The sequence below is a fragment of the Bradyrhizobium sp. MI1.4 genome, assembly GCF_055811315.1.
This window is the reverse complement of the sequence record NZ_JBVVPP010000002.1, coordinates 37,669-64,316: the sequence shown is the minus strand read 5'-3', so window position 1 is coordinate 64,316 and position 26,648 is coordinate 37,669. Positions and strand designations below refer to the sequence as shown.

13 protein-coding genes and 6 pseudogenes are annotated in these 26,648 nt (G+C 59.8%); 7 read left to right on the top strand and 12 right to left on the bottom strand.

Annotated elements, in window-relative coordinates:
* Positions 1-15 precede the first annotated feature (15 nt).
* The 3 genes and pseudogenes from ruvB to AC0L23_RS02630 all read left to right on the top strand — a co-directional run.
* Complete coding sequence (gene ruvB / locus AC0L23_RS02640; RefSeq protein WP_198957650.1) at positions 16-1,050, top strand: Holliday junction branch migration DNA helicase RuvB; 1,035 nt, start codon at positions 16-18, stop codon at positions 1,048-1,050.
* Between the two features lie 128 nt (positions 1,051-1,178).
* Positions 1,179-2,096, top strand: a complete 918-nt coding sequence (locus AC0L23_RS02635) for a metallophosphoesterase (protein ID WP_085351778.1) — start codon at positions 1,179-1,181, stop codon at positions 2,094-2,096.
* Between the two features lie 69 nt (positions 2,097-2,165).
* Positions 2,166-2,246 (top strand): annotated as a pseudogene (locus AC0L23_RS02630) (acyl-CoA thioester hydrolase); the annotation flags it as partial.
* Here the strand turns inward: AC0L23_RS02630 and AC0L23_RS02625 are convergent.
* Both AC0L23_RS02625 and AC0L23_RS02620 read right to left on the bottom strand, forming a co-directional pair.
* Positions 2,228-3,931, bottom strand: coding sequence for a recombinase family protein (locus tag AC0L23_RS02625; protein ID WP_259217620.1), 1,704 nt, complete (start codon positions 3,929-3,931; stop codon positions 2,228-2,230). The pseudogene AC0L23_RS02630 and the gene AC0L23_RS02625 overlap by 19 nt on opposite strands.
* Positions 3,932-4,670: 739 nt before the next feature.
* Positions 4,671-4,831 (bottom strand): annotated as a pseudogene (locus tag AC0L23_RS02620) (IS256 family transposase); the annotation flags it as partial.
* A gap of 1,476 nt (positions 4,832-6,307) precedes the next feature.
* On the opposite strand from AC0L23_RS02620, the gene AC0L23_RS02615 reads away from it, so the two are divergent.
* A complete protein-coding gene (locus tag AC0L23_RS02615; RefSeq protein WP_473356769.1) occupies positions 6,308-9,412 on the top strand; it encodes an efflux RND transporter permease subunit in 3,105 nt (1,034 codons plus the stop codon).
* A 1,371-nt stretch (positions 9,413-10,783) separates the two neighbouring features.
* Here AC0L23_RS02615 and queD read toward each other — a convergent pair.
* Entirely contained in the window at positions 10,784-11,146 is a 363-nt protein-coding gene (queD, locus tag AC0L23_RS02610; protein WP_473356773.1) for a 6-carboxytetrahydropterin synthase QueD, read from the bottom strand.
* A 706-nt stretch (positions 11,147-11,852) separates the two neighbouring features.
* Between queD and AC0L23_RS02605 the strand changes: the two genes are divergently transcribed.
* Positions 11,853-13,271: an MATE family efflux transporter gene (locus AC0L23_RS02605; RefSeq protein WP_157234121.1), complete on the top strand. Its 1,419-nt coding sequence runs from the start codon at positions 11,853-11,855 to the stop codon at positions 13,269-13,271.
* Positions 13,272-13,357: 86 nt separating this feature from the next.
* Here the strand turns inward: AC0L23_RS02605 and AC0L23_RS02600 are convergent.
* Positions 13,358-13,761 (bottom strand): annotated as a pseudogene (locus AC0L23_RS02600) (IS630 family transposase); the annotation flags it as partial.
* Here AC0L23_RS02600 and AC0L23_RS02595 point away from each other — a divergent pair.
* Positions 13,726-13,995 (top strand): hypothetical protein, encoded by a 270-nt coding sequence (locus AC0L23_RS02595; RefSeq protein ID WP_473356774.1) that lies wholly within the window; start codon positions 13,726-13,728, stop codon positions 13,993-13,995. The pseudogene AC0L23_RS02600 and the gene AC0L23_RS02595 sit on opposite strands and share 36 nt — an antisense overlap.
* A gap of 839 nt (positions 13,996-14,834) precedes the next feature.
* Here the strand turns inward: AC0L23_RS02595 and AC0L23_RS02590 are convergent.
* From AC0L23_RS02590 to AC0L23_RS02570, 5 genes and pseudogenes are all read right to left on the bottom strand, one after another.
* Positions 14,835-16,235, bottom strand: a complete 1,401-nt coding sequence (locus tag AC0L23_RS02590) for an aspartate ammonia-lyase (RefSeq protein ID WP_473347443.1) — start codon at positions 16,233-16,235, stop codon at positions 14,835-14,837.
* Between the two features lie 99 nt (positions 16,236-16,334).
* A complete protein-coding gene (locus AC0L23_RS02585) occupies positions 16,335-17,390 on the bottom strand; it encodes a LysR family transcriptional regulator (protein ID WP_259217616.1) in 1,056 nt (351 codons plus the stop codon).
* Positions 17,391-18,449: 1,059 nt separating this feature from the next.
* Positions 18,450-19,655, bottom strand: a complete 1,206-nt coding sequence (locus tag AC0L23_RS02580; protein ID WP_259217615.1) for an MFS transporter — start codon at positions 19,653-19,655, stop codon at positions 18,450-18,452.
* A gap of 880 nt (positions 19,656-20,535) precedes the next feature.
* Positions 20,536-20,845 (bottom strand): annotated as a pseudogene (locus AC0L23_RS02575) (transposase); the annotation flags it as partial.
* A gap of 1,200 nt (positions 20,846-22,045) precedes the next feature.
* A complete protein-coding gene (locus AC0L23_RS02570; RefSeq protein ID WP_219682983.1) occupies positions 22,046-22,252 on the bottom strand; it encodes a cold-shock protein in 207 nt (68 codons plus the stop codon).
* A gap of 414 nt (positions 22,253-22,666) precedes the next feature.
* Between AC0L23_RS02570 and AC0L23_RS02565 the strand changes: the two genes are divergently transcribed.
* Entirely contained in the window at positions 22,667-22,972 is a 306-nt protein-coding gene (locus tag AC0L23_RS02565; RefSeq protein WP_259217614.1) for a hypothetical protein, read from the top strand.
* A gap of 615 nt (positions 22,973-23,587) precedes the next feature.
* Here AC0L23_RS02565 and AC0L23_RS02560 read toward each other — a convergent pair.
* The 3 genes and pseudogenes from AC0L23_RS02560 to AC0L23_RS02550 all read right to left on the bottom strand — a co-directional run bounded on the left by AC0L23_RS02560 (position 23,588) and on the right by AC0L23_RS02550 (position 26,612).
* Positions 23,588-24,808 (bottom strand): annotated as a pseudogene (locus AC0L23_RS02560) (IS91 family transposase).
* 22 nt (positions 24,809-24,830) lie between these two features.
* Positions 24,831-25,664, bottom strand: a pseudogene (locus AC0L23_RS02555) (tyrosine-type recombinase/integrase).
* 258 nt (positions 25,665-25,922) lie between these two features.
* Positions 25,923-26,612 carry an IclR family transcriptional regulator gene (locus tag AC0L23_RS02550; protein ID WP_259217612.1) on the bottom strand — a complete coding sequence of 230 codons (690 nt, stop codon included), beginning with the start codon at positions 26,610-26,612 and terminating at the stop codon, positions 25,923-25,925.
* Positions 26,613-26,648 lie beyond the last annotated feature (36 nt).

Genomic DNA, 26,648 nt, shown 5'->3' with positions numbered 1-26,648 from the left:
CCTAAGGCCAACCGCATGGTCACGCCCGAGCGCCGCAGCGACGATGTCGGCGACACTGCGCTGCGTCCGCAATCGCTGTCCGACTTCGTCGGCCAGCAGCAGGCGCGCAAGAATCTGTCCATCTTCATCGAGGCGGCGCGCAAGCGCGGCGAGGCGCTGGATCACGTGCTGTTCGTCGGTCCCCCCGGCCTCGGCAAGACCACGCTGGCGCAGATCGTGGCCAAGGAACTCGGCGTTGGCTTTCGCGCGACATCAGGCCCGGTGATCGCCAAGGCCGGCGATCTCGCCGCGCTGCTCACCAATCTCGAAGAGCGCGATGTGCTGTTCATCGACGAGATCCATCGCCTGAGCCCGGCGGTGGAAGAAGTGCTCTATCCCGCGATGGAGGATTTCCAGCTCGACCTCATCATCGGCGAGGGTCCGGCGGCGCGCTCGGTGAAGATCGAGCTGTCGAAATTCACCCTCGTCGGCGCCACTACCCGCGCCGGCCTGCTCACCAATCCCTTGCGCGACCGCTTCGGCATTCCGGTCCGGTTGAATTTCTACACCATCGAGGAGCTGGAAAGCATTGTCACCCGTGGTGCCCGCGTGCTCAACGTCGGCATGAGCGCGGATGGCGCCAACGAGATCGCGCGACGCGCGCGTGGCACGCCGCGTATCGCCGGCCGGCTGCTGCGCCGCGTGCGCGATTTTGCTTCGGCGGCCGATGCCGACAGGATCGATCGCAAGATTGCCGACCACGCGCTGAGCGCGCTCGAGGTCGATGCCGCCGGCCTCGACGCGATGGACCGCCGTTACCTCACGACCATCGCGCAGAACTATGGCGGCGGCCCGGTCGGCGTCGAGACGATGGCCGCCGCTCTGTCGGAGCCGCGCGATGCGATCGAAGACATCATCGAGCCCTATCTGATCCAGTGCGGCTATCTGCAGCGCACTCCGCGCGGCCGCCTGCTCACCTCGCACGCCTTTCGCCATCTCGGCATCAGCGAGCCATCGCGCGATACGGCGGCACAGTTCGGCCTGTTCGGCACCGACGAGAGCGACGACTGATCTGCGCAAGTACGGACGGTCGGGCCGTCATGAATTTCCGGTGATTTCGTGCAGAGGGTCTGCACAAAAGCACCCCATTTCCGCTTCAATAGGGTCGCATCAACAAGCTGCATCACGATCAGGCTGCCATGATCACGCGCCGTCACCTCATCCGTTCCATCGGCGGACTGTCCGCCCTCGGCGCATCGACCGCGGCCTATGGCGTCGGCGTCGAGCCGGTGCTGCGGCTTCGCGTCACCCGCTATCATCCAACCCCGCGGCAATGGCCGGCGGATTTCCCGCTGAAGATCGCCGTGATCGCCGACATCCATGCCTGCGATCCCTGGATGTCGCTGGAGCGGATCGAAGCCATCGTCGATCGCACCAATGCGCTGAATGCGGATATCATCGTGCTGCTCGGCGACTATGTTGCCGGTCTGCACCAGGTCACGCGCATCATTCCGGCGAGCGAATGGGCCAAGGTGCTGGCCGGCCTGAAAGCGCCGCTCGGCGTCCATGCCGTCATGGGCAACCATGACTATTGGGCGGACAGGATCGTCCAGCAGGCTGGACACGGGCCGACGGTCGCGCATCGCGCGCTGGAGACGGCCGGCATTCCCGTCTACGAGAACGACGTCGTGCGGCTCGCCAAGGATGGCCGTGCATTCTGGCTCGCCGGCCTTGGCGATCAACTCGCCTTTCTGCCGGCGCGACGCTTCCGGAGCACGGGACGCTTCGGCGCCGACGATCTCGACGCGACGCTTGCCAAGGTCACCGACGACGCGCCGATCATCCTGCTCGCGCATGAGCCCAATATCGCGCCGCGCGTGCCCGCCCGCATCGCGCTGCAACTGTCCGGCCACACTCATGGCGGCCAGGTCCGCCTGCTCGGTTGGTCGCCGGCGGTTCCGCCACAGCACGGCCTCCGGCTCGCCTATGGCCATGTCCGGCTCAAATGCGACGTCATCATCTCCGGCGGCCTCGGTTGCAGCATCATGCCGCTCCGCGTCGGCGTGCCGCCGGAGATCGTCGAGGTGACGCTGGGGCGTGGGCCGGCGGTGGTCTAGCCGCGCTTGCGCAGCCGGCCGTTTTTGCGCAAAACGGGCTGGTTACCGAAAAGCGAAGAGGCTCGCGACGTGACAGCTCATCTCGACGGCGAGATCCGCGACGGCCGCCACCATATGCAGGTCCGCGTCTATTACGAGGACACGGATTTCCCTGACTTGCCATTGTCGTAGTATGCAAACGTGCTGATCTCTCGCTCCTTGCTGCGGTTTTCGGGAAAAAGGTTCTTTCCGCAAAGCGCGGAGCTGTTCAGGTAGGGCGTATATTCGTAGGGCATCCGCTTGCGAACCGGATGCACTACTATGCATTCAATCAAGTTGCGGAAGGCAATGCGAGTTTCGATCGCCTTCGGATTGGTTTTGAGCGCGGTGATAAGCCTTCTAACCTCCGAGGAGTATCGGTCACTGAATTTCGGGCGATCGAAGCCAACTATATTTTCGCCGCCACCGCCCAGCAGCCGCAAGCGCTCTTCAACGCTTTCCCGCTCCAGGTCGCACTCATCGATCCGCTTGAGCAATTCGTCCGGCTTGCGGCGGCTATTTGCGATGGCATAAGAGAGGCGTTCGATCTCGGTAGTCAATACGCGGCGTCGACGCTCTAGCTTATTGTGTTCGCTACCATTGTTCCGATCGTTTTTGCGCTCCTCCTTCCAAGTACGCATCGCCTCTTCAATGGCTTTCGGCGAAAGCAATTTCACCTGGATTTTTTCGGAGGCATCCTCGAGCAGAACGTCCATATCAAAGCTACGGGTGTGCTCGCAGGTGCCCCGCTGATGCGCGCTCGCGCATGCCGCGCGCGGCGCACCGTTACGCGAGGATTGAGCGATTCGCATATGGCCATTGCAGACGCCACACCGGAGCACACCGGCAAGCGGGTGCTCATTGTTGCGCGGACTCACGGCGCGACGCCGCGGCTGGCCAGTCGGTCCGAACATAGACACCGCGCGCACCCTACGAACCTTCTGCGCTAGATCCCAGAGCCCTTGCGGAACGATCCGCAGCTCTGGCTTTTTGACGATAATGTGGCGTTCTGCCGGATTGCGGCGCTTCTGTTTCTTCTGCGTCTCTGGGTTAAGAATTGTCGAGCGAACGTTCCAATGTATCTCGCCGATGTATAGTTCGTTGCCGATAATGCCGCGACCATGCCGACCGCCTGTGATGCACTGATGGTTCCAGGTGGTGCGACCCGCCTTGTTCTTGTGACGAGTTGCCCCTGGTGAGGGCACGCCTTCGCGGGTGAGGTCAGCGGCGATAGTTCGGGTCGAGCGGCCCGCTGCATATTCTTTGAAGATGCGGAGCACAATCTTTGCTTCGTTCTCATCGATTACGCGCTCGCCGGGCGCGCCCGGCCTTGGCCGATAACCATAGGCGTATGAGCCCGGAATTCTTCCGTTCGCAACAGCGTTGTCATGGCCGCGCCGAACCTTTTCGGCGAGCTGCGGCTTGTAAATCGTGTTGTACAGGCTTGCGATGCTAATGTCAGTGGCGGTCGCGTAGACTCCTTTCTGATCCATCAGCTCAACGCCGTTGAACTCGAAAACCTGCTTGAGACGCTGGATGGTTGCGGGATCGCGCGACAAGCGGTCGAAATGCTCAACGACGACTACGTCAAACTGCCGGCTTCGCACACCGTTGAGCAAGCGCTGATAGCCGTCCCGCGCACCTTCGGTAAGACCAGATTTTGCGGCATCCACAAACTCGCCGACGACATCGAGGTTGTTGCGCAATGCGACCTTGCGGCAGAGTAACAGCTGACCGTCAATCGAGCTCGCCTTTTGCATGTCGCTCGAATAGCGCGCGTATATTACGGCCGTTTTCTTCGATGACGGTGTCGTCATGCCGGTCCTCTATCGGCTGCCCCGAGCCATGATTTTCATCCCGTGCGATCTGACGTCCGATGGCGCGCGCCAACTCAAACCAGATTTCCTCATTGTCCGGATTATCCCAGCTCTGAGGATGGGAGGGGGCAAGCGGTCGAATGGTCGCTCGTTGTCTTCGGAAAGATCGAATGCGGGTAGGCATTTGCAAACTCGCGAGCGGAAGCTAGCGTAAATTTCCGCGCTGCGCTACGGCCAAGCCGCAGCGATTACTCGCAACGCGTCCTCATGCTGGCTTCGGCAGCGTCGAATGAAAATGAAATTCGTCAAGTGCCGCAGCGTGCGTGAGGGCATTCCTGGCGATGAGGCGCGTAGTCCAGAGCAGAAATGCTAAGCAAAGCGGAGTAAAAATACTGTCGGCGGCGTAAGTTTGTTATCGGGTGCGGGTGCGGGTGCGGGTGCCCGGTGCGTAGGAGCCGTCCTCGGTTCCCCACAGATTGTAGTGGCTGCCGCAGAGCCCCGGCGAACTGTAACGTTCAGCCCAGACGCGGTGGTCCGACCCCAAGGACCCTTCGATGATTGGGTCTTTTCTTATTCCGCTTGTTCGATCGCTCTTGCGTCGAGGCTCCAAGAGCCAGCAATCGCGTCTTCGTGAGCTCCGCAGTAGGGCGCGAAAAGCACTGTCAGAAATACTCGTGTTCCTCAGCATGCTGTAACTGGCGCTCGGGCAACCGGTTCGCCGGCAAGAGGGCCGGGCCGGTCAGCTGGCGGCCGGAAGGCTGACGCTCGAATCATCGCTCAAAGGCGCGATGGTTTCTAGCGTCATGTAACGGGCGCGCTGGACGGCCCATTGTCGTTCTGTTCGAGCAGGACCGCTCCAATGAGGCGAACCATGGCCTCCTCGTTGGGGAACATGCCGACCATATGTCCAAACCGGTTCACAGCCTTGCTGCACCACATCGAGAAAGACGCTCTGCTTCGGGCGTTTCGACGACAAAAGCCCGCAGGCCGGCGCGGAGGTCGATGCGATAAGGGAGGCAAAGTACGAAGAGGGGCTCACGGACCTATCCGCGATCTCTGCGCACGGGTCCACACTGTCCCTACCGGCTACAGCCGGTGCGGCGCGTCTACATCCCCAAGCCGACGGGGGTAGGCGGCCTCTCGGTGTGCCGGCCGCTAGAGGACAAGATCGTCCAAAGCGCGGTGGCCGAGGTGTTGAGCGCCGCCTATGAGCCCGAATTCCTCGGGTTCTCCTACGGCCTCCGGCCGGGGCGGGATCCTCAGATGGAGCTTGATGCCCTGGATCCGGCTATCATGACATATCCAGTGTCTTCGATTCGGTCGACCACGAGTGGCTGCTGCGGATGGTGGCGCACAGGATTGCCGATCCTCGTATCCTGCAGCTCATCGAGATGCGGCTGCGAGCTAGCGTTCGTGAGAGCGGCGAGAAGCAGGACACACGCCGCAAAGGGCAGGATCAGTCCGCTCCTTTCCAACATCTTCCTGCATTACCTCCTCGATCGCTGGGTCGACCACTGGAGCGGTCGCCATGCACGCGGTCGCGTTGTGACCGTGCGCTTTGCGCACGACTTCGTCATCGGCTTCGAGAGCAAGGCAGATGCCCAGGAAATGCTCTTGGCCCTCAAGGCGCGACTGGCCGGCGCTCCATGCGGACAAAACCCGGTTGATCGAGTTGGGCGCGGTTCGCGGCCGTCCCGCGTCAGCCGCGCAGCGAGCGGTGGCCGAGACCTTCGCCTTCCTGGGGTTCACTTACTTTGCGGGCGGACCCAAGATGGCCGGTTCATCGTGAAGCACAAGACCGAAGGGAAACGCCTGTGCTCTCGAGCAACATCACAAGTCTCGCGCGGCTCATGCGGGCGTCGCTCGTCGACAAACGTTGGTATAGGTTATGCAACCCGTTCTATATCCCCGGCTTACCTCTGTAGAGTTGAGCTGCCCGTCGGCTTGTCTGTAGTTTCAGCGTCGAAGCTGGATCGTCCGAAGGGTGGGGCGGCGCGAAATCCTAAGCTGAGTTGATAAGTGTGCTGCAAGGCATTGCTGCCATTGAGGCGTGGGACGAGGTTAAATGGAAATACGTCAGCCCACTTCCGCGTTGGAGGTCCATCAGCACATTGTGTGCTCCCTCCAGAAGCAGGACCCAGTGATCTTGGACATCGGCTGCTACGACGGAGCTGACTCTTTACATTGTCTGCGGCTTTGCCCAGAGGCTCAGCTCTACTGGTTCGAGCCGGATCCCCCGGGGCGGTTGCTAGCTTAAGAGAAACATGGGGCTCTACCCTGAGAAGGTCCCCTAGCCACAGTCGCCGCGTTGATGACTGTTGCTGTAGCCTGGCTTACTGGCGAATTTCCGTCAGTCTCTTGAATGCGAGCATCGCGATGGCATTTACCGAGCTCTTCATCAAACGTCCGATATTGTCTATCGTCGTCAGTCTCCTGATCCTGCTGACCGGCATTGGTGCGGCCACCGTTTTGCCAATCCGGCAGTATCCTAAGCTGACCAACACGGTCGTCAATATCACAACCTCTTATCCTGGCGCCTCCGCCGACATGATCCAGGGGTTCATCACCACGCCCCTTGAGCAAGCGCTCGCTTCGGCCGAAGGCGTTGATTACATTACGTCCTCCTCGGTGCTCGGTGCCTCGACGATCCAGGTCTATATCAAGCTCAATTTCGAGCCCAACGAGGCGCTCACTGAAGTGCTCTCCAAGGTCAACTCGGTCAAATATTTAATCCCTAAGGAATCGAACGATCCGGTCGTCACCAAATCTGCCGGTCAGACCACAGCTGTCATGTATATCGCCTTCTCCAGCGAAGAACTGACGGCCAGCGCGATCTCCGACTATCTCTCGCGCGTGGTGCAACCGATTATGTCAACTGTAGACGGCGTCGCAGCGGCAGACATCCTCGGCGGCCAGAGTTTTGCGATGCGGTTATGGCTCGATCCCGCGAGAATGGCGGGCCACGGCGTGTCGCCAGCTGATGTTTCGGCTGCAATCGCGGCCAACAACTTCCAGGCTGCGGCCGGCCAGACTAAGGGCTATTTCACTCTCGCCGACGTCACGGTCAACACTGATCTGCGGAGTGTTGATGACTTCAAGCGCATGATCGTCAAAGCCAACGACGGCGGCTTTGTGCGCATGGAGGACATCGCGACAGTCGAGCTTGCGGCGCAGAGCACAAACGCCAGCGTCGCGATGAACGGCGAACACGCGATCTTCGTCGCCGTGCAGGCGAGCCCAGAAGGTAATCCACTGAACATAGCGCGAGGCGTTCGGGCACTGCTTCCAGAAATGAAGCGCAGCCTGCCGCCATCGCTGAAGATGGAAGTGGCCTACGACTCCACCAAGTTCATCCAATCATCGATAGACGAGGTGGAGAAGACGCTCCTTGAGGCGGTCGCGATCGTGGTGTTGGTGATCTTCCTGTTCCTGGCCTCCCTGCGGTCTGTCATCATTCCGGTCGTCACCATTCCGCTGTCCATTATTGGCGTCTGCAGTATGATGCTGGCGCTGGGGTTCTCATTCAATCTGCTGACCCTCCTTGCGATGGTGCTTGCGATCGGTCTTGTGGTTGATGACGCAATTATCGTGGTGGAGAACGTTCATCGCCATATGGAAGAAGGTGCGTCGCCCGCGCAGGCCGCTACGAATGGCGCGGGCGAGATCGTCGGCCCCGTCCTCTCCATGACGATTACGTTGGCCGCCGTGTACGCGCCCATCGGCTTTCTCGGCGGCCTCACCGGCGCGCTGTTCCGCGAATTCGCGTTTACACTGGCGGGTTCGGTGATCGTGTCGGGCGTGATCGCGTTGACGCTGTCGCCCATGATGTGCGCGGTCTTCCTGAAGAGCGCTGAAGAGGGGCGGTTTGCAAAGTTTGTGAATCGTGTGTTCAGCGCCATGACGCGCTGGTACGGCCGCAAGCTCGACCGCTCGCTCGACTATCGCCCGATTACCGGGCTGTTTGCGCTGACCATGCTGGGCCTCGTCGCCTTTCTGTATATGCACACTTCCAAGGAACTCGCACCCGAGGAGGATCAGGGCATCGTATTCGCACTGACAAAAGCGCCGAAATACGCCAATATTGATTACCTGGATTATTACGGCGCCAAGCTCGACAAGGCACTCCAGAAGTTTCCCGAGACGGATTTTCGCTTCGTGCTCAACGGCATCAGCGGTCCGCAGGGCGGCATGGCCGGGATGTTGCTTAAGCCCTGGGCCGAGCGCAAGCGCTCATCGATCGCGCTGAAATCGCTGGTCCAGGCCGAGCTGTCCAAACTGGAAGGCATCAACGCATTTGCCTTTAGCTTGCCGCCGCTTCCGGGCGGTTCGGGCGGCTTACCAGTGCAGATGGTGATCAAGTCGACGCTCGGTTTCCAGTACATCTACGAGCAGATGTCGGAGCTGAAGGATGCCGCGCGCAAGAGCGGTCTGTTCATGGTCAGCGACTCTGACCTTGTGTTCAACCAGCCGGGGGTGCGAATCAAGGTCGATCGATCCAAGGCGAGCGACCTTGGCATCACCATGCAGAACGTCGGTAGCGCGCTCGCGACCCTCCTTGGCGGAAACTACGTCAATCGCTTCAACCTGCAGGGCCGCTCCTACGAAGTGATCCCGCAGGTGCCGCGCGAGAAACGCCTGACGCCGGAATCACTTGGGAGCTATTATGTCAAGACAGCGGCGGGCTCGATGCTGCCGCTATCGACCGTGGTCTCCATCGAGACTGCGACCAATCCGAACGCACTCACCCACTACAACCAGCTCAACTCCGCGACCTTCCAAGCCGTACCGATGCCCGGCGTCACGATCGGTCAGGCTGTGGACTTCCTCGACGTCGAGGCAATGAAACTGCCCGCAGAGTTCAGCCACGACTTCCTCGGGGACGCCCGTCAATATGTGCAGGAGGGTAACAAACTAGTCATCACCTTTGCGTTTGCACTCATCGTCATTTTCTTGGTGCTCGCGGCGCAGTTCGAAAGTCTGCGCGATCCCCTCATCATCATGTTCAGCGTTCCCATGGCAATCGCCGGCGCCTTAATCCCGCTATTCTTTGGCTTGGCGACGATGAACATCTACACCCAAATCGGACTGTTGACATTGGCTGGGCTGATATCCAAGCACGGTATTCTGATGGTCCAGTTCGCCAATCAGCTGCAGCTCAAGGAGAGACTCGATTCCCGCTCGGCCATCGAGATGGCGGCGCGCGTCCGCCTCCGCCCAATCTTGATGACCACCGCGGCGATGGTCACGGGCCTCTTACCTTTGTTGACCGCAACGGGTGCTGGCGCCGCGAGCCGCTTCTCGATCGGGCTCGTGGTCGTCGCGGGCATGTCCATCGGCACGCTGTTCACGCTTTTCGTGCTGCCGGCGCTCTATGTCGCGATCGCGTCGGATCACCGCGCCGACGCGAGTTCCGATCACGTCCAGAACGCCGCCGAGCTCGCCTTCATCGGAGCATCCGATGCCCACCTGGCCAAGCGATGATCCTAACGATCAACTCGGGTTGCTCGATCGCGCCGCTAGCGTAGCGGCGCTGCTCGCCGACCGCGGTAACTTGATCGCACTGGGTGCCTGCAGTTCATGGCGGCGGACAGGAAGGATGATCCGCGGCTGCTGCGCTTCGTCTCGATCTACTGCTTGCCCGAGGTGAAGGACTACATCGCGACCAAATACCGCCGCTTCATTGTGCAGATGTGGTGAGCGACGGATGCCTGGGAGGGTTTCACGGTCCCTTGCGCGTCCGGAGCTTCAAGCCGGTGGTGCGAAGCTTGGGGGGGGTCATGTGTTCGGCGAAGAGCGCGTCGCAGATCCGTTTCTGCTCCGACAGGCGGATGCTGTTGTTACCTGACCGAGCAGGCCACCGCCACGTGATTTGCCGGACATCACGGCAGCATAACTCGCAAGATTGACGTCGCCCGGGACAGGGACAGAATCCATGTTCCCCGAATGGGTGGCGTACCCATTTTTCAATTGGTTCTTGGTGGAGAATTATTCACTTCCTGACCGCGCTGCAATTGCTGTCTGAAAAGAGACCGCTGATTTGCTGCAGGCTTAGATAGTTGCCAAGAAATTCAATCCCCGCCAATTTTGGGCGCGAAACGAGCCGGCCAAGACGCGATAGTCCGGCGATTACTCGAGCGCGGCCGCCATTTCGGCTAAGGTTTGGGGATTGGAGGTTCCCGGGATGAACCCGTGGTCGGTGCGGGCCTGACTGCACTCTATCGGATGCGGCGGGGCGAGGCATCGGTTCCTGTGGACAGCTGTTCGCCCGGTTTACGTCCGCAGCTATTGGTTGGGTGGAAATAACCAGTCGGCCAAGGGATGCATCCCTGACCAGTCAGCGCGGACGCTCGAGTCCGGCACCTCGCCAGCTTCAATTGAGGCTTCGCCCGTCGAAGTTCGAACGGGGGATATTGACGGCGATGTCTATGGCACGCTCGCGCACATGCGGGCTTGCGCGATCTTGCATCCACCCGTGCTCCTCGCATTGGCGGCTAGCGCCGACCTGCTGCAGCACCAAGTCGCCGAGCCGCAGCGTCCGGGATGGCGGGTCGTCTCGCCGGTACAATCAGCATCGAATTCGCTCCTGAGGACGAATCCCTCAGATCGTTCCGCGGTTAGCACAACGCGGGATTCCGAATCGTTTGGCCGGAAGCTTTTCGAATGCGGTCACGTGATGGGTGTCCTCATAGCCAAACCGGGCGCTCCGGTCGGATCCAAGGGCTCCTCTGTGAGCGAGAAATCTGGCCGCGGGCGTGGCGGATGAAGAGCCGAATCGCAGATCGAGCAAGTCCGCTTCTGAGCCGAAGAACGACAGGCGCGCCGCATCGACACAGTCCCAAATCAGCGCTGAATTCAGCGATCGGGCCCGTCATATTCCGCCCAACTATCCGTCGTCTCGTACACCCTCACGCTCGAGAGTTGGGCGAGGCGCGGTTTCGCGTGCTCCCAGATCCAGATGGCGATATTTTCCGCCGTCGGATTTTCCAGTCCCGGGACGTCGTTGAGGCAATGGTGATCGAGCTTCTTTATAAGAAGGCCAAACGCTTCCTCCATGTTGAAGAAATCCATTACGAATCCGGTGTGCGGATCGACTGCCCCTTTCAGCACGACCTCGACGCGATAGGAATGACCATGCGCCCGATGACAGCGATGTGTCTGCGGGACGTTTGGAAGTCGGTGCGCTGCCTCGAACTTAAATGCTTGGGATATCTTCATGTGATGCCGAGTGTTTGTGGGACGGCACGCTGAGCCGCCATTTCGGCTGAGCCAGGCAGTACGAGATAGCCCGCCGCTCGACGGCGTCAGGGCGGTCTTTCGATCGAAGCAGAAATTGTCCAAGCCACGTTCATCGAACCGGTCTGGCAGGCTGCCGGTTGCGGCCACACGAATTTTCAGTTCGTGTCCGCGAGTGACGGCCAGCGCGGCGCGATTTACTGACGCAAATCCAGTCACCACGCTGGCCGGGGCCGGCAGCCTGCCGTTCGTCTCGATCGCGCTGAGGAACCCGATATCTTGTAAAGATTGCAGGACATCATCGAACCACCACAGTGGTTCTGAGCACGTTCATTGCTTGTGCCATGCAGATGATGGAGCGTCTACTACAAGATCCGGTAGATGCCAAAACCAACTTGAGGCTCTAGGGTCTGGCCGCGTTTCCCCGCCGATCATCATCCCGAGAAGTGAACGCAACCGGCACGATGCTCAACCAAAGGGCGGAACGGCACAATATGACTAGCAGAACCTGGGGGCTACCCTCAAACACCTCAGTCAGTATTCGCTACAACTGATGGGAGGCGTATGCCCAGGCAAAAATCAGCTTTGAAAACGTCAACCTATCCAGGCGATCACGGCGTGCCAGAGCAGATCCAGAGAGGATTGCGCTGAGTACGCCATCGTCGAACTTGGAAAAGTTCACTCGTCCGTGAATGGACCGAATACAGAATTCGCCCTCGACAGCAAGCGCAATGTGATGCCGAAGAAAAAACAGCACGTCGATCTATCGGACCAGAATCTCTTGAGTCTTATCCTGCGGCTCGCCATTCCGTCTGTTGTTGGATTATCGATCCATGCGCTGCAGCAGGTCGTCAATGCGATCTTTGTTGGCGCCCTAGGCGCGCAGGCGATCGCAGCTGTTAGCATGACCTTGCCGATCGTGGTCCTGCTCGCCGCAGCCGGACAGGGGATCGGTGTTGGAGCAGCGTCGTTCATATCTCGTCATCTGGGCGCTCGTGAGTACCTAGAAGCGAGTCGAGGCGCAAGCACGGCACTCGCGCTCGCCGCTCCGATCGGTATCATAGTCACCCTCACTCTGCTTCCAAATCTGCCAGGGATATTTGCAACGCTCGGAGCAACCCCAACCATCATGCCCGTGGCGCTCGACTACGCGGGAACGGTTTTGTTGGGGTACACCCCGATGCTACTAAATACCGTCAGCGGGTTCATTGTAAGAGCCGAAGGCTATACACGATTTAGCATGTGGGTGATGATGACCGCGTTTATCCTGAACGCTGTGCTTGATCCCGTCTTCATATTTTCACTTGACCTTGGCGTGCGAGGCGCAGCCCTCGCAACGCTGGTGTCTCAGATCTCTGCTGTCGGACTGTATATCGTGTATTTTACGAAGCTTGGCGGGACGGTTCTCGTCAGGATATCTCACATATCATTGCGAGCAGATCGCATCAGACAGCTCGCGTTGGTAGGCGCGCCGGCGACAATGACGAGTATCTTATCTGCTCTTGCCGTTATGCTCTTGTACGGAGCTGCTGCGCCGTTCGGCGACGATTCCATCGCCGCGGTTGGAATAGCTGTGCGTATCTTGATGGTCGGCGCACTGCCTATCACCGGGTTCTGTATTGGCGCTCAAGCTATCCTGGGTTTCGGTTGGGGCGCACGCGACTATGCTCATATATTGAGAGCTGCGAAGTTCATGCTCTTCGTGACGATCGCATTCTCGGTGCTGTATTCTGCGGCCGTTGTGATTTTTGCGAGGCCTTTGGTGAGCCTATTTAGCGATAACGAGTACGTCACCGAAATTGCCGTCTCGACCTGCATCGTGTTCCATCTCTTCTTTGGACTGTTTGGGGTGCAGAGTTTCGTGACGGCAATGCTTCAGTCATTTGGGAGAGCGCGCCTCAGTGCAATTGTGTCCTTGGCCAGGCAGGGGTATCTCTTCATACCGGCCGTACTGTTATTCCCGCTGGTAGCGGGTTTTAACGGACTGTTAGCCAGTCAAGCGCTCGCAGAGCTTGGCGCCGGAATAATCGCTCTCATCGTCATGTTCAACCAGTTCGGCGAGCTCAGACGAGCGCTCCGGCACGGTCCTCAAGAGCGATCGGGATAGCGGGTTGAGCTGAGAACGGATATGATCGAGGCACAGAGCATTGGGCGCTAGCCTCCTGGGAGGCTCGCCCTTAAAGCGTGATGGGACTAGCTTCGATAGCCTGAGTTTTTGAGGTAGTTGGCGCATTCTTCGGGTGTAAATGCATAAAGGAGTTCGCTGATGGCGGCGCAGACCGCATCGACAGTTCGTGCGGCTGCCTTGCGGAGCAGATGCTTGAGTTTGGCAAAGACTTGTTCGATGGGGTTCAGGTCGGGTGAGTATTTTGGCAGGAAGAAGAGCTTTGCTCCGGCGAAGCGGATGAGCTGGCGTACGGCTTTGCTTTTGTGGCTGCCGAGATTGTCCGGGACGACGATGTCGCCGGGCCGAAGGGTCGGCAGGAGAACCTTCTCCACATAGATCCGGAAGCTCACGCCATGATTGGTCCCTCGATGAACCATGGCGCATCGATCCGGTCATGGCGCAGGGCCGCCAGAAAGGTAATGGTTTTCCAACCCATCTGGCCCCGAGCAACGCTGCCGGTCTCATCGACCCGTTTCATCCAGCCGATCGCCGTGCTGATCGCCACTCCAAACTGCTTGGCGGCCCGATTGCGCGCCCTACCGGCCAAATTAAGGGCGTCAGCTCTTACGGCATTGATATCGGCCAAAGGCTGGAAGTCGAAACGGCCCAAGGCAGCGGCAATGTGGTCGGCCGTGAAGCGGGGGTGATCTCAATCGAGAACTGACTGTCACACCAGTAACATGCGGCGTTTCCGAATTGGTGAATGGAAATGCGAACCCCTTTGCGCTTTGCCACTCTATGGCAAGCAGCTAAATGCAATGACGCCAATACAAAAGGTGATGCTAACTTTTGCTACAAACCAGGTAAACACTGGCACGGTCATCGACAAGGCCTATAGCCAGAGCATCTTGATTGACCTTACCTTATACTCAAACCGAATGTCGCATACGACATAAACAACGGCTGGGAGTGGGGAAACTTCAGCTGGGCCCCAGTCGAGACGACGGATGAGATTCTGACGCGCGCAGCTGCCTCTCGGCATCGGATGGATTTCGCGTGCCTCAGTGCCGTCTTGAATACGGCAGCGAACGAACGAAAAAATGTTGGGCCCGTGTTCGAACCTGCGGGACTCGATCACGCCTCGTGAATGTATCATCAGGTGAATCAGGCCGTAACCAGCTATCGGAGAACTTGCACATCTTGATCGGGCTACCGGCCGAACAGGATGTGAAGATTGGCGGAGGCCAGGACGGCCCCACGCGAATGGTTAGAATACGTTATCGACAATTTCTTACGTGTTTGCTGATTTTGCCGATCACTGCCCCTGGCACTTCGGCCAGGCGCGTCCGTATAAGCACGACTTGAAGAGAGGCCGGAGCACTGACCCATGAACAAGCGGCCTCTCGATCGCGGCGCATCGTCTCATCCGCCGCATCGGGTTGAGACAGGGCGATGGCGAGTTGGCTGTGGTATGACCTTCGTAGGTTGATCCTCCGGTGTTGTGCATCGACTCGCGGCATGCTCGTGAGCCCTTCCCGTACAAGGGCAGGTGCAGAATCGCGCTCATGCGCCATTCTCGCGATAACGGGTGCTCTCGTGCAGCATCTGCAAAACCGCGCTACGGTTCAGAAGTCCGCGGTCGATCGCGATTTCGACGAAGGGCCGCATTTGCTCAGCGGCTGCAAGGACAAGTGTCGATACCTGTTCATAACCCAGGCGCGGTACGAACACGGTCGCAAGAGCCGAAGATTGCATCAAGTTGCTGAGCGACCGTTCCCGATTTGCCCGGATCCCCGAGATGCAGTGGTCGGCAAATATTCTGGCCGATCGCGTCAAAAGCTCGATCGAATCGAACAGGCGCGAGGCGATGACTGGCTCGAAGTGATTGATTTCGAGTTGGCCGCTCAACGCAGAGAGAGATACTGCGGCGTCGTTGCCGACGATAGCGAACGCAACTTGCTGGATCATCATCGGCAGAACTGGATTGAGTTTACCTGGCATGATCGAAGAACCGGGCTGGAGAGCGGGCAACCGCAACTCGCCAAGCCCCGTATTTGGCCCAGAGGAAAGGATGATCAGGTCAGAGGCAATTTTCGCCAATACCTCTGCTGCGATGCGGATTTCCGACGACACGCGTGCGAAGGCGTCGGCGTTCTGCATGGCATCGAACATGTCGTCGCCTGGGCGTACCGCGGCGCCCAAGATCGCCGCAAGATGTCCATAGACGGCACGGCGATAGCCCGGCACTGCTCCGAGCCCGGTGCCAATCGCAGTGCCTCCGAGGGGAAGCACCATCAATTCCTGGCGCGCCACGGACAGCTTCAAGGAGAGCCGCTTGATCGCTGATGCGTAACCGCCGAACGCCTGACCGAGCGTCATCGGCTGGGCGGCCTGCATGCATGTGCGGCCGACGCGCAATACGTCAGCGAATACAATGGCCCGCTCCGAAAGAGCGGCCGCCACCTGTTCCAGCGCACCCACCAGATCGCCGGACTTTTCGTGCGCCGCCAACTTGAGCGCCGAGGGCAGCACATCGTTCGTCGACTGGCAAAGGTTCACGTGATCATTTGGGTGGATCACGTCGTACCGGCCGGGCTTTTCACCGACAATTTGCAGGGCCCGGTTCGCCAGAACCTCATTCATGTTCATGTTGATCGATGTGCCGCCGGAGCCTTCGAGCAAATCGATGATAAACTGCCGATCGTGTTTACCAGCAATGACCTCGTCCGCAGCCGCGATTAGTGCTCCTGCTACTTTGGCGTCGAGGGCTCCGAGCTCACGGTTCGCCGCCGCGGCAGCGCGCTTGATGCGCGCTAGTGCCCGAAGAAGTGCCGGCTGATCACCGAGCTTCTGGAGTGAGATGTCGAAATTCTCGCTCCCACGCAGGGAGGCCAAGCCGTACAGGGCGCGCAGCGGCAGCTCGCGCGTTCCTAGACTGTCTATTTCGGTGCGAGTCGCTGACATCTCTGATCCCGGGTTCGGACGCTACGCAAACAACTCTCTCCGAAGACGGGCGAGAGTTAAAGCTGAGATCGGAGATGTTATGGAGGCTAATAAGTATGATTAATTAGGGATATACTGTTCGTCGAGCGTCCGGGTGGAGCCGCCCGCAACGCACCGGCAGGCGGCGTCCTCGTGAGCGAGCGGATCCAACACGATGCTGCCGACGGAACGAGCCATCCAGGGAATTTGAGCAGCGATCTGGGGCAAGGTCCAGTTCCGCAGGAGCACACGAATATCATCCGCTATTCGCGCAGCCAACGTGTCTAATCCGCCTTGCTTAGTCACCAACGCGATCGTGCGCGAGAGGCCGGTCGCCGGCAATGGCATGACTTCGAGCGCCGGTCGATGGACGGCAGCCTGCAATATGCACAGGGGTGTTGTAATCGCCACGCCCATGCCATTGGCGACCATCGAGAGCAGCGAGTCCGACGTGTCGAACGACATCGTCTGCGGATGCTCTATCCTTAGACGCCGGAGATGACGTTCAATTTGCGTTCCCATGTGCGAACGCGCAGTGTAGCGGATAAGTCGGTGCTCGAGGAGTAGGTCGTCCAGTGGACGATCGCGAAGAGTATCCGCCCAGGCAATCGGTGCTACCAGGAGGAATGGCTCGCGCAATAGGGGTAATGGGGTAACTTCGTCAACGCCCTCCATTGGATCCGATGTGACAGCTGCATCGATCTCGTTGCGCATCAATGCCTCGGCGTGCGCGGGTACCAGCCCCGAATACGCGCTCACGCGAAGCGCGATTGAACCCGCCATGAGGCTGCGGACCAACAGTGGTCCAACTGTGGACGCGAACGTGTCGATCATCCCGAGCCGAAGGTCCTCGCGTTCGGGACGCGCTGCGGCGGCCCGCATTTCCTCGACAGCTCGTCCGACGCGCAGGGTTATCTCGCGCATGTGGGTGAGCAGAGCTTGCCCCGCCTCCGTGGGCCCAAGAGGACGACGATCGCGACGGACGAGGGACGCGCCAATATGCGCCTCCGCGCGCTTCATCGCTTGTGAAACGGCCGATTGAGTGATGCCAAGTCTGAGGCCGGCCGCGCTCATGCTGCCCTCTTCGATGACGACAGCCGCGACTTCCAGTACACGCAAATCAGGCAAGCTAAACATAGGAAGCTTACGCTAATGGATTTTTATCGGGTGTGCCACTAGTCCGATTTTGCAGTTGCGGCGAGTCAATCTGCTCGACAGGTTGGCGCACCGGAAACTCACGCTGACCGCGGAAACAGCCGCTCCAAAGCCGCAGCGGTGGAACTGTTCGATGAGACTTCATTTACCCACATTTCCAACCGCTCCAATTTCGGCGCAGAGTTCGATCCGGTGTGTCTGGAGAGTCCGCGCCAGATGACAACATTTCCGAGCGCATTGTGGCAGGTCGCTTCACTCGTTTCGGGATGGCCGTCGCATTGGATCATCGGCCGTTGGTCGGACGTGTCTAGCGCGTAAACTTGATCTAGAGGCCGCGCCGATCTTGCGTCTCGTCTTAAGGCACCATCATGCGCGTTCATTGACAGTAAGCCCAGTTCTAGACCATGGCTTTGAGATCCCAGTGGGTCTAAGGACGCAATTGATCAAAGTCGCTGCTTGGAATGCCATTGTGATGCTGGTGAGCGCTCAATCAGGAAGGCACGCAAATAGGTCATCAGCTTGCTCATTTCGCGCAGGAAGGCGATGATGGCTCAGCTGCTCGGCAGCGCCTCAGAAGAGCCAGCAAAGAGCGCCTTCGGTTGAGCGCGATAGGACCGATCATCGAGAAGCGCGTCACACGCCAGCGTGAGGACGCTCACGGGATGAAGAAGGCGAGCTTGCCCGTCTGTCGGGTAGCGCCAATTATGATGCTAGAATGCCGGGTAATCTCAGGACAGAGACATTGTTGTGTGGAAAGAATGCAAAAGTGTTCCGCAGTGCGGTAGACCGCTCGACCGAATGCTCCTCGCAATGCCGCAACGGCGCAATCGCCCCGAAATGTTCGCGTACATCGCCAGAAACCTCGATGCCGAGTTCCTCAACGAGTTCTCGGGCAAGGCCTGGCGTGGTGTTTCACCCCCTTCGACCGGTCCGCTTGGCTGCACGAACATTTTGGTCCAACGCTCGCGTACCAGCGGAAGGTTTCGTGCGACATTCGTGGTAGGGCACGCGGCGATCCGCGCGTTGCGCACGGCTGCGGCGTTATCCATCAAGCAACGCCCCCTTTTTTAGATCACCCTCTGGGGCTGCTTGCGGGAGAACTATCAGCAGAGGGATGATGACGACCATACCAGCTGCCAGCATCACTCCTGATGGGCCGGCTACAGTCAACATCTGGGCGCCAAGGACGGCTCCGAAGCCGATGGCCGAATTGATGACCGCCGAGTGCATCGCGGCAGCAGTCATCACTGTCGAACCGGCGGCGCGCAGGATCCAGGTCTGGAGTCCCGCGAACAGCGCCGCGACGGCAGCGCCCCAGATGACCAGCAAGACAAGGACCCGGCCTGTCCCCAAGTGGGGACCAAACCATCCAAGGCCAACGAGCGCCAGACACAGAGCAAGCAGCCCCGCAGTGATGATGGGCTTCATGAAGCGGTCGATGAGGACGCCCGCCAGGATGTTCCCCAGGAATCCTGCTCCGCCAAAGCCGAACAACAGCGCGCCGATCATGACTTGGGCAACGTTTGGAATCTCGCTGAGGAATGGTTCTATAAATGTGTACGCCCCGAAATGCGCCGCCGCCATGAATGTCGTTACGGCATAGATCCCCAACAGGTCATGCCTGCGGCAGACCGATCCAAGCTCTCTCCATCCCGCTGGCGTCCCGGCCTGCATTTTCGGAAGAACTGCCACCATCAGGGCTGAGGTGATCAGTCCGATGGCGCCAATTAATCTGAACGCTGCACGCCATCCGCTCACCTGACCGACGAAGTTCGCGAGCGGCACGCCAACAACGGTCGCCATCGAGATCCCGCCGAATACGATTGCCATCGCAACACCCATACTGCGGGACGGCGCAATCTTAGACGCAACCGCAGCCGCCATGGCCCAATAGAAACCGTGAACGACAGCGCCCACCGTGCGTGCCAGCAACAACCCTTCGAAAGTGTGAGACATCGTCGCCGCAAACGTTGTTGCGGAAAGGATAAGAGTCAAGGCGATGAGTAGCGGCTTGCGAGGAAACTTCTGAAGCAGAACGGGTGACAACAGACCGCTGGCAGCACCGATCCAGGCATAGAGGGCCACCGTGAGCCCGACCGCTGCCTGATCTCGTCCGAGGTCGCGAGCAATCTGAGACAACAGCCCGATAGGTGCTATCTCTGCCAAGACGATGTGAAACGAGGCGATGCCTAGCACGATGACGGCGAGCCAGATGCGGAGCGAAGATTCTGTGCCGTCACTCGTCATTATTAAACATCACTGTACGAAGGATCCGCCCGTTTGATTTGTCGATGATCAGCCGCTGCTTGTACGCATTTTTCATCCATGGACGTGGCGCCGCATGGCACGGGCGTCTCTCCGGATGTTAATCGACCTGCATCGGTGGTATCCGATCGTTACGGTTGCATGGGTCGTTCTCTCCATCAACTGCGAGAGTTGATAGTTGACACACGACAAACGGCACTCGGTGTCCTCGACTGGCGTCCTGAGTGGGACTGTCGTTCCGGCCGGCGTCGTGAAAGAGGGCCTGACCTTACTCGAAGAGCTGCGTCGCTCGCCACCAGGCGCTGCGCTTCGCCAACCCCGCCAAACGAACGGTGCAATAGCATCGTGATGCCTTTCGTGCGTTCGGACGGCCTGCAGATTGCCGAGCTGCCAACACCGAGGAGGAGGTCTCACTCACGATGTCCCGGCACTGCTTCGGCAGCTTTAGCAGGGCGCTCGCGGATCATGATCTCCGGGGAGCCGCGATTGCCTCGCCTGCGTACGCGCGCGCTGGGTGTCAATCGGCCCTTTAATTGCGGTTTGTTGTCAAAACTTACATTTCTGAACTCGCCCACGGCACGGTGGTAGTGCTCGCGCCGTCGGAGCTGGTCCGGATTGCGGAGACGGCGCGGGCCGGCTGATACGTGCATTAGATCGCCGGGGCTGGTTGAGGTCTTCGCTGGGATCATGGTCCTTTCCAAGTCGCGCAGCGCCTCATGATGATGTCGGGGTCGGGCGCCTCAACGTTTGCAGCGGAGTGCGGACGAGCCGCCACCGCCTGATTGACCGAGGCCGCCACAACACCGTCCCAGCGAGACATCGCCAGTCCGGCAGACCGGACCAGGAACTCTACAAGATCGGATCAGGCTTCCTTCCTCTGGCCCCAGTCGAACGATGTGCCGTAGACCCAGATACAGTGAAGAAGGATGGCGAGTTTGCGCGCGATGGCGACCTTTGCCTTTCGCATGCCAATCCGCTTAGCGAGCTTCATGCCCCAAGCCCTAAGAGAGGACCATTTCTTCGTTCGATGAAGCAGGACGATCGCCGCCTCGTACAGGTAGGTTGGGAGAAGACGGTCGCCCCATCGTGATATCTTGCCCAGTTTCGCCAGAGTGGTTGCGTCGAGGCGTAAGACCCAGATAGGCGCCGACGCTTGATGCCGATCGGAAGCGCGATGTTTCAAGGTGCCGTCGCATGCGCTGGTTCATTAGGAGGACGGATCGAGCTTTAGCATTGATGCTAGCAGCCGCTCCGGCTTTGAATCCTCAAGTGGGCTTCAACGCGCGATGCCAACGGGCCGTATGTTGGTCCGTGCGAAGCCCTAATGATGGACGGAAGCGTTCCGCGGTTACATAAATTAGACTACGAGGGGCGCGGATCGGTGGTGGACGCCCGAAATGTCCCGGCTCAGCAAAATCCCCTTGGAATTCCGATAGGTGAGTTCGGCATTGCCTTCGTGCATCTCAAAATTCGATTTTCAGTTCTAGCCGGTTCGCTGCGCCAGGAGGATTGCCAACCTCCACGACGAGAGGCTCTAGGGCGGAGAGCGATCCCATAATGGCGTGGCGACCGGACGAGCACTCAACCAAAGATGGCCCCGCCCAATTAAGGTAAATTCAATCCAGCCCTGCCCCGACACTTATTGATGTGAAGGTAAACGATCATCGCCGCTGCGTATCATTTCTCGGCGAGATCATCCAGCACTTGAAGGGCGACTACGCGGTTGCAGCTTCAGCGTACGAGCCAGGCGTGTGGCTGAGCAAAGAACGCGGCGACCGCATGCACAACCGCGGCCGCAGGTGCGGCGTCGTGCTCCCCGAGATCCCCGAAGGCTCCTGATGGAGGGCGTTGAGGAGCCTGCCCACAATCTACGAATTGCCTGCTTGTGAGCCCTCGAGGCTGGCGACCTTGACCGGATCCAACGTCCGGCGAAGGGAGCTCGCGCATCAATAGCCTGATATCGTAGCCCTCTCGAACGCGCGAGAGTCCTTGCTTAGGTTTCCCATCCCTTCGTTGGTCCACACTGTTGAACTCGCGCCGCAGCACGGTATCGGGTTTGATCAGCGCCGGCGCCACCACCTCCGGTCCAGGATGATCGGGGAGGATGACCTTCCGACCAATAAGCCGCTCGCGAGCGCCTTCAAATCGCGCTATGACGAGCGGGCGGACTGACTGTTACCCGTCTACCAAACGGGACAAAGAGGCGATGCGCTAGCGAGCATCGCTAGCTACGTTCTTTTGTATTCGGACCCGCGAAACGTCGAAAATTGGCGAGAAATGAAACGACCCCAGTGCTTAAAGAGGCTGGGGTCGTTCCGAGGTAAGCGCCAGACTTGGGCGGGGGGCTGAGGCCAGACGCCTACGACATGAAATCAGACACGCAGATTTTCCGCACTGCTTTTACCGCGCCTCGGGTCGACTTTAAGCTCGTAAGAGACTGCCTGCCCTTCCCGCAGGTCAGAGAGGCCAGCGCGCTCCAGGGCGCTTATGTGTACAAAAACATCTTGGCCGCCCCCATCCGGCTGAATGAAGCCGAAACCCTTCGTCGCGTTAAACCATTTCACAACACCCCTCGCCACTCCCATCTCCCATTTGAGCAATACTGTAGAGTAGTTCTGGTCGGACCATTCGGGCGGCGCCGATTCGCCCATTGACGCACAATCTCCGCTGCTTCGGCGTCAGCGTAGTCGCTTGAGGAGTTCGAGCATGGCGAGCCTGGGCGATCATGCTTTCATGCCAGAGACCAGGCACAGCCGACGGGTTTGACCCAGGTCGCATCGTTCTGATCTTCCATCCTGTTGCGTCACTTGGGTGACGAAGGTTACGTTGGTGGGTTCTCCTAGCAGGGAAGCCGCGAATTTCATCGGCCCAAATGGCTCATCGGCCACTATTTTGCGGACAAGCAGCGGCCTCGCAACTACCAAAAGGGGTAGCTGGACGAGCGTACCGCACCAAATTAGCATGCTCCCATGACTGGTCGGAGAACATGGAAGATGAACTGGAAGAAGGAACTGGAGGCGCTGGTTCAACAATCCGCGGCACTCGTAGAACGCGCACGGAGCGTAGCGCCTATTCCAAAGCTGATAGCACCCATCGCGCCAATCGCAAAAGCTTCCCCACCCGATTCTCCCCCGCGGTTGAGCTGGGACACCTCCGAGCGAGAGCACATCAGCAAACGAGTTGCGAATTTCAGAGCGCATCAAGAGCGCGTGCGCCGCGAGCGCGACGAATATTTTTCCCACACGATGCAACGGACACGGGATCTCGCGAGAGGCCACGGCTCCGACGAACAGATGTAGGCGGTCGGAGAGTCGCGCAACTTTGCTAACAATCCGCCAAATCGCGCCAGAAGAGACGACTGTGGCCGACCACCGGCTGGGAACGGCGAGTAGCCGTGAGAGTCGTACGAGTCTCCAAGAGACGCCCGTCACAGCCCATCTGAGGATTGCCGCGCGCTGAGGATTGCCGCGTGGTGTCCTCACGCCATAGGTTGCCCTCGTACTGGATGCGCTGGGGGGCAACCACGCGATCGTTGTAGTGGCGCCGCCGACGCCCACACGAATCTGGTGCATGGATTTTGCACCGCCGAGGAAGGCGTGGGTGTTGACCCTGCCCCTCGGGCTTAATCCAGTTTGAAGTTCGTTCTGGCCGAAGACGAGGACCAGAGCATGCAGCACATTCGAGATCGGAAGGCCCGATCTGCTGGCTCGGCGCGTGAGGCAGAGACACGAGATGTGCGCATCGGGGAAGAGTTGAGATCAGACGCGCTTCACTGGAGATCGCGATAGGCATTTTGCTGCATCGGACGGTTGTTGTCGCGCAGTGTGAAAGCACGGAGTCGACATCGTCCGCGATGATCGAGACGCTGGGAGCGAAATGACGAATGATGATCGTCGTGCACGGCATGACTTGGCTCACGATGTGTCGCATCGGAACGGTGATGTTCGAGGGATGGAGCGTCTGAAGCTGTGTCGAAAGCGCTCAATGATGCGCATGACGCCACCACAATCCGGACAGGCAGGAACTTCGGCCCAGGTTTGAGCTTCCGAATCCACAGGCGGCGGCTGGCTGTCGTTTGGGCTGTCTCATGATCGAGAAGTTCGCGGCAAAGGGCGAGCTTGGCAGCGCGATGGCGGTTGGCCATGAAGCCGAAGTGGCGGATGCGATGGAAACCATCGGGCAGCGTATGAAGCAGGAAGCGGCGAATGAACTCGTCGGGCTTGAGCTTCATGATCTTTGTCGCGCCGTCCTGGCGGTAATCCTTCCATGTGAAGGCAACATGATCGTTGTCGGGTGCGACGAGCCGGCTGTTGGCGATCGCGACGCGATGGGTGTAGCGGCCGAGATAGGCCAGCACCTGTGCGGGTCCGCCGAAGGGCCGCTTGGCGTAAGCAACCCAGTTGACGCGCTGCATGGCTTTGATGCGACCAGCGAAAGAGTCGAGTTCGGCAAGAGAAGCAAGATCGCCGAAGAAGCGCAAGGCGCCGGCGTGGAAGGCCCCGATCAGGCGTTTGAGAAAAAGACAGCGAAAGAGCCGGGACAGCGGTTTGACGGCCAGGAAGAAGTTCGGTCGGCTGGCGATCCAGCGTGTTCCATCAGGTGACGGGCCGCCGCCCGGCACGACACAGTGAATGTGGGGATGATGCGTTAGCGATTGTCCCCAGGTGTGCAGGACCGCGACGCCGCCGATCTCCGCGCCGAGCCGGCGCGGATTGGCAGCAAGCGGCGGTCATCGCCTCGGCGGCGGCCCTAAACAGGATGGCCTAGACGACCGCCTTGTTTTGGAAAGCAATCGCGGCGATCGGTGCAGGAAGCGTAAAGACGACGTGGAAGTAGGGAACCGGCAGCAGGTCGGCTTCTCGCGCGGCAAGGCACGCGGCTCGGGCTGGCCCCTGACACTTCGGACAATGCCGGCTCCGGCAGGAATTATAGGCGATCCGCGTCATGCCGCAGTCATTGCGGGCCTCGACGTGGCCGCCGAGCGCCTCGGTTCGGCACCCAACAATGGCGCTCATCGCCCGCCGCTCGACGCGACCGTGATGACCGGCATGGTCACGACGATAGGCGTCGCCATGCCGGCGCAAGATATCGGCAATGTCAATGGCGGTCGGTGCGGGCGGACGTCGGGGGGTCATAAGCCGGATCCCGGAGCCGTTGTCATGCCGGTGGCGTCACCTCCAGCGACAGGCGGTCGAGCGGGCTCTGGGTCGCCCGGATCGTATGGGTGGCGACCTGCGTGTAGCGCGCGGTCGACGACGGATTATTGTGCCCGAGCAGAACCTGGCCGATCCGGATGTCGATTCCGTTCTCCAGAAGATGCGTCGCGAAGCTGTGGCACAGCGTGTGCAGCGTGACGCGCTTGGTCAGGCCCGCAGCCTTGACCGCCGAGCGGCAGGCGGCATGCAACTCGGTCGGATCAATCGGGTGACCTTCGTCACGCCCAGGGAACAGATAAAGCCGCGGCCGGGCGAGCCGCCAGTAGGTGCGCAGGATGCCGAGCAGTTGGGACGACAGCATCACGTTGCGATCCTTCGCGCCTTTGCCGTGGCGCACCTGGATGACACCGCGGGTGCTGTCGATGTCTTCGATCCGCTGTCCCGCGACCTCGGAGGCCCTGGGGCCGGCCGCATAGGCGGTGGTGAGCGCGGCGCGGCTCTTCAGGCTTCACACCGCCTCGAGGAACTGCACCACTTCGTCGGCGCTGAGAACGACCGGCAGCTTGCGGGGCTCTCGCGCATAGGGAATGCGCTCCGGGATGAGCGCCTCGCCGAGCGTGACGCCGTAGAAAAACCGTAGCGCACAGACGATGATCTGGCTCAGCGCCGGCCATGAGATGTCGGTCGAGACCAGATGCACCTGGAAGGCCCGGACGTCTTCCAGCTCCAACCGCTCCGGCGATCGGCCGAAATAGCGGCTGAACTTCGAAACCGCGCTGATGTAGGATCGCTGCGTCGCCGGCGACAGATTGCGGACTGTCATGTCCTCGATCATGCGGCGGCGAAGAGGCTCAAATCGGCCATCTCAATACCCTGTCTGAGGGGGGCTCCAACACCCACATCCTCTCAGCAGGAGGCGATCTACGCCACCTCGCCACGCACGCCGCGACAGCGGCTTCTGTAGGGATGGGTGGCGTCGAGATCGAGGATGATCTGCAGGCCTCAACAATGCGAGAAATGCGCGCTACGCTCAGGAGAGGCCATTGCGGCACCCGCCGAGCTGTGCGTTATAAACAGAACGCTGCCATGTAGCTCAGCGCTCAGTTGCAGGCAGCAAACCAATCAGCGCTTTAGCCTCGGACTTCAGCACTTCAACGGCAGATTTCCGAGCATCTGCATCAAAGCGAGTGCGAATGGCGGAGACTGAGAGCGCGCCCCGCAATTTGCCATAGACATCGATTACGGGCACCGCTGCGGCCGCAACCTCAGGATCACGCTCGCCGATCGAGACGTAGAAGCCACGATCTCTGATCTTCTTTCCATCAGCGAATGCAAAATCGCGGTAAGCGGTAAGAACGCGGCCCGCAGCGCCGCGATCAATCGGCAATCGTTGTCCTTCTTCGAGGTGATGCCGGACGGAACGCGGAGAATTAACGCGATAAAGGCAAATGCGCTCGTCGCCCTCCGCGATGTAGAAGGATGCGGTCTCTCCGGTTGCTTCGACCAGACGATGGAGCGAGGGTCTGATCAGGTCACCGAGGTCCAGCCCACGCTGATAGAGCGCCCCAAGGCGCCATAGCTCCGGTCCGGGTCGAAATAGCCGGTCGGTCCCCCGCACCAGGAATCCGTCCGCTTCCAGGGATGCGGCAAGGCGAAGGACCGTGCTCTTGTAGAAGTCGGTCGCCTCGGCAATCTCGGTCAGCGTCATGGCTGCTCGCTCAGCGCCGAAGGCCTTGAGGATCGCCAGGGCGCGCCCGACCGCATCAACCCCAGTCTTTGCCATTGATACAGTCCTCGTGTTCTGTCGTGCAGAACAGAT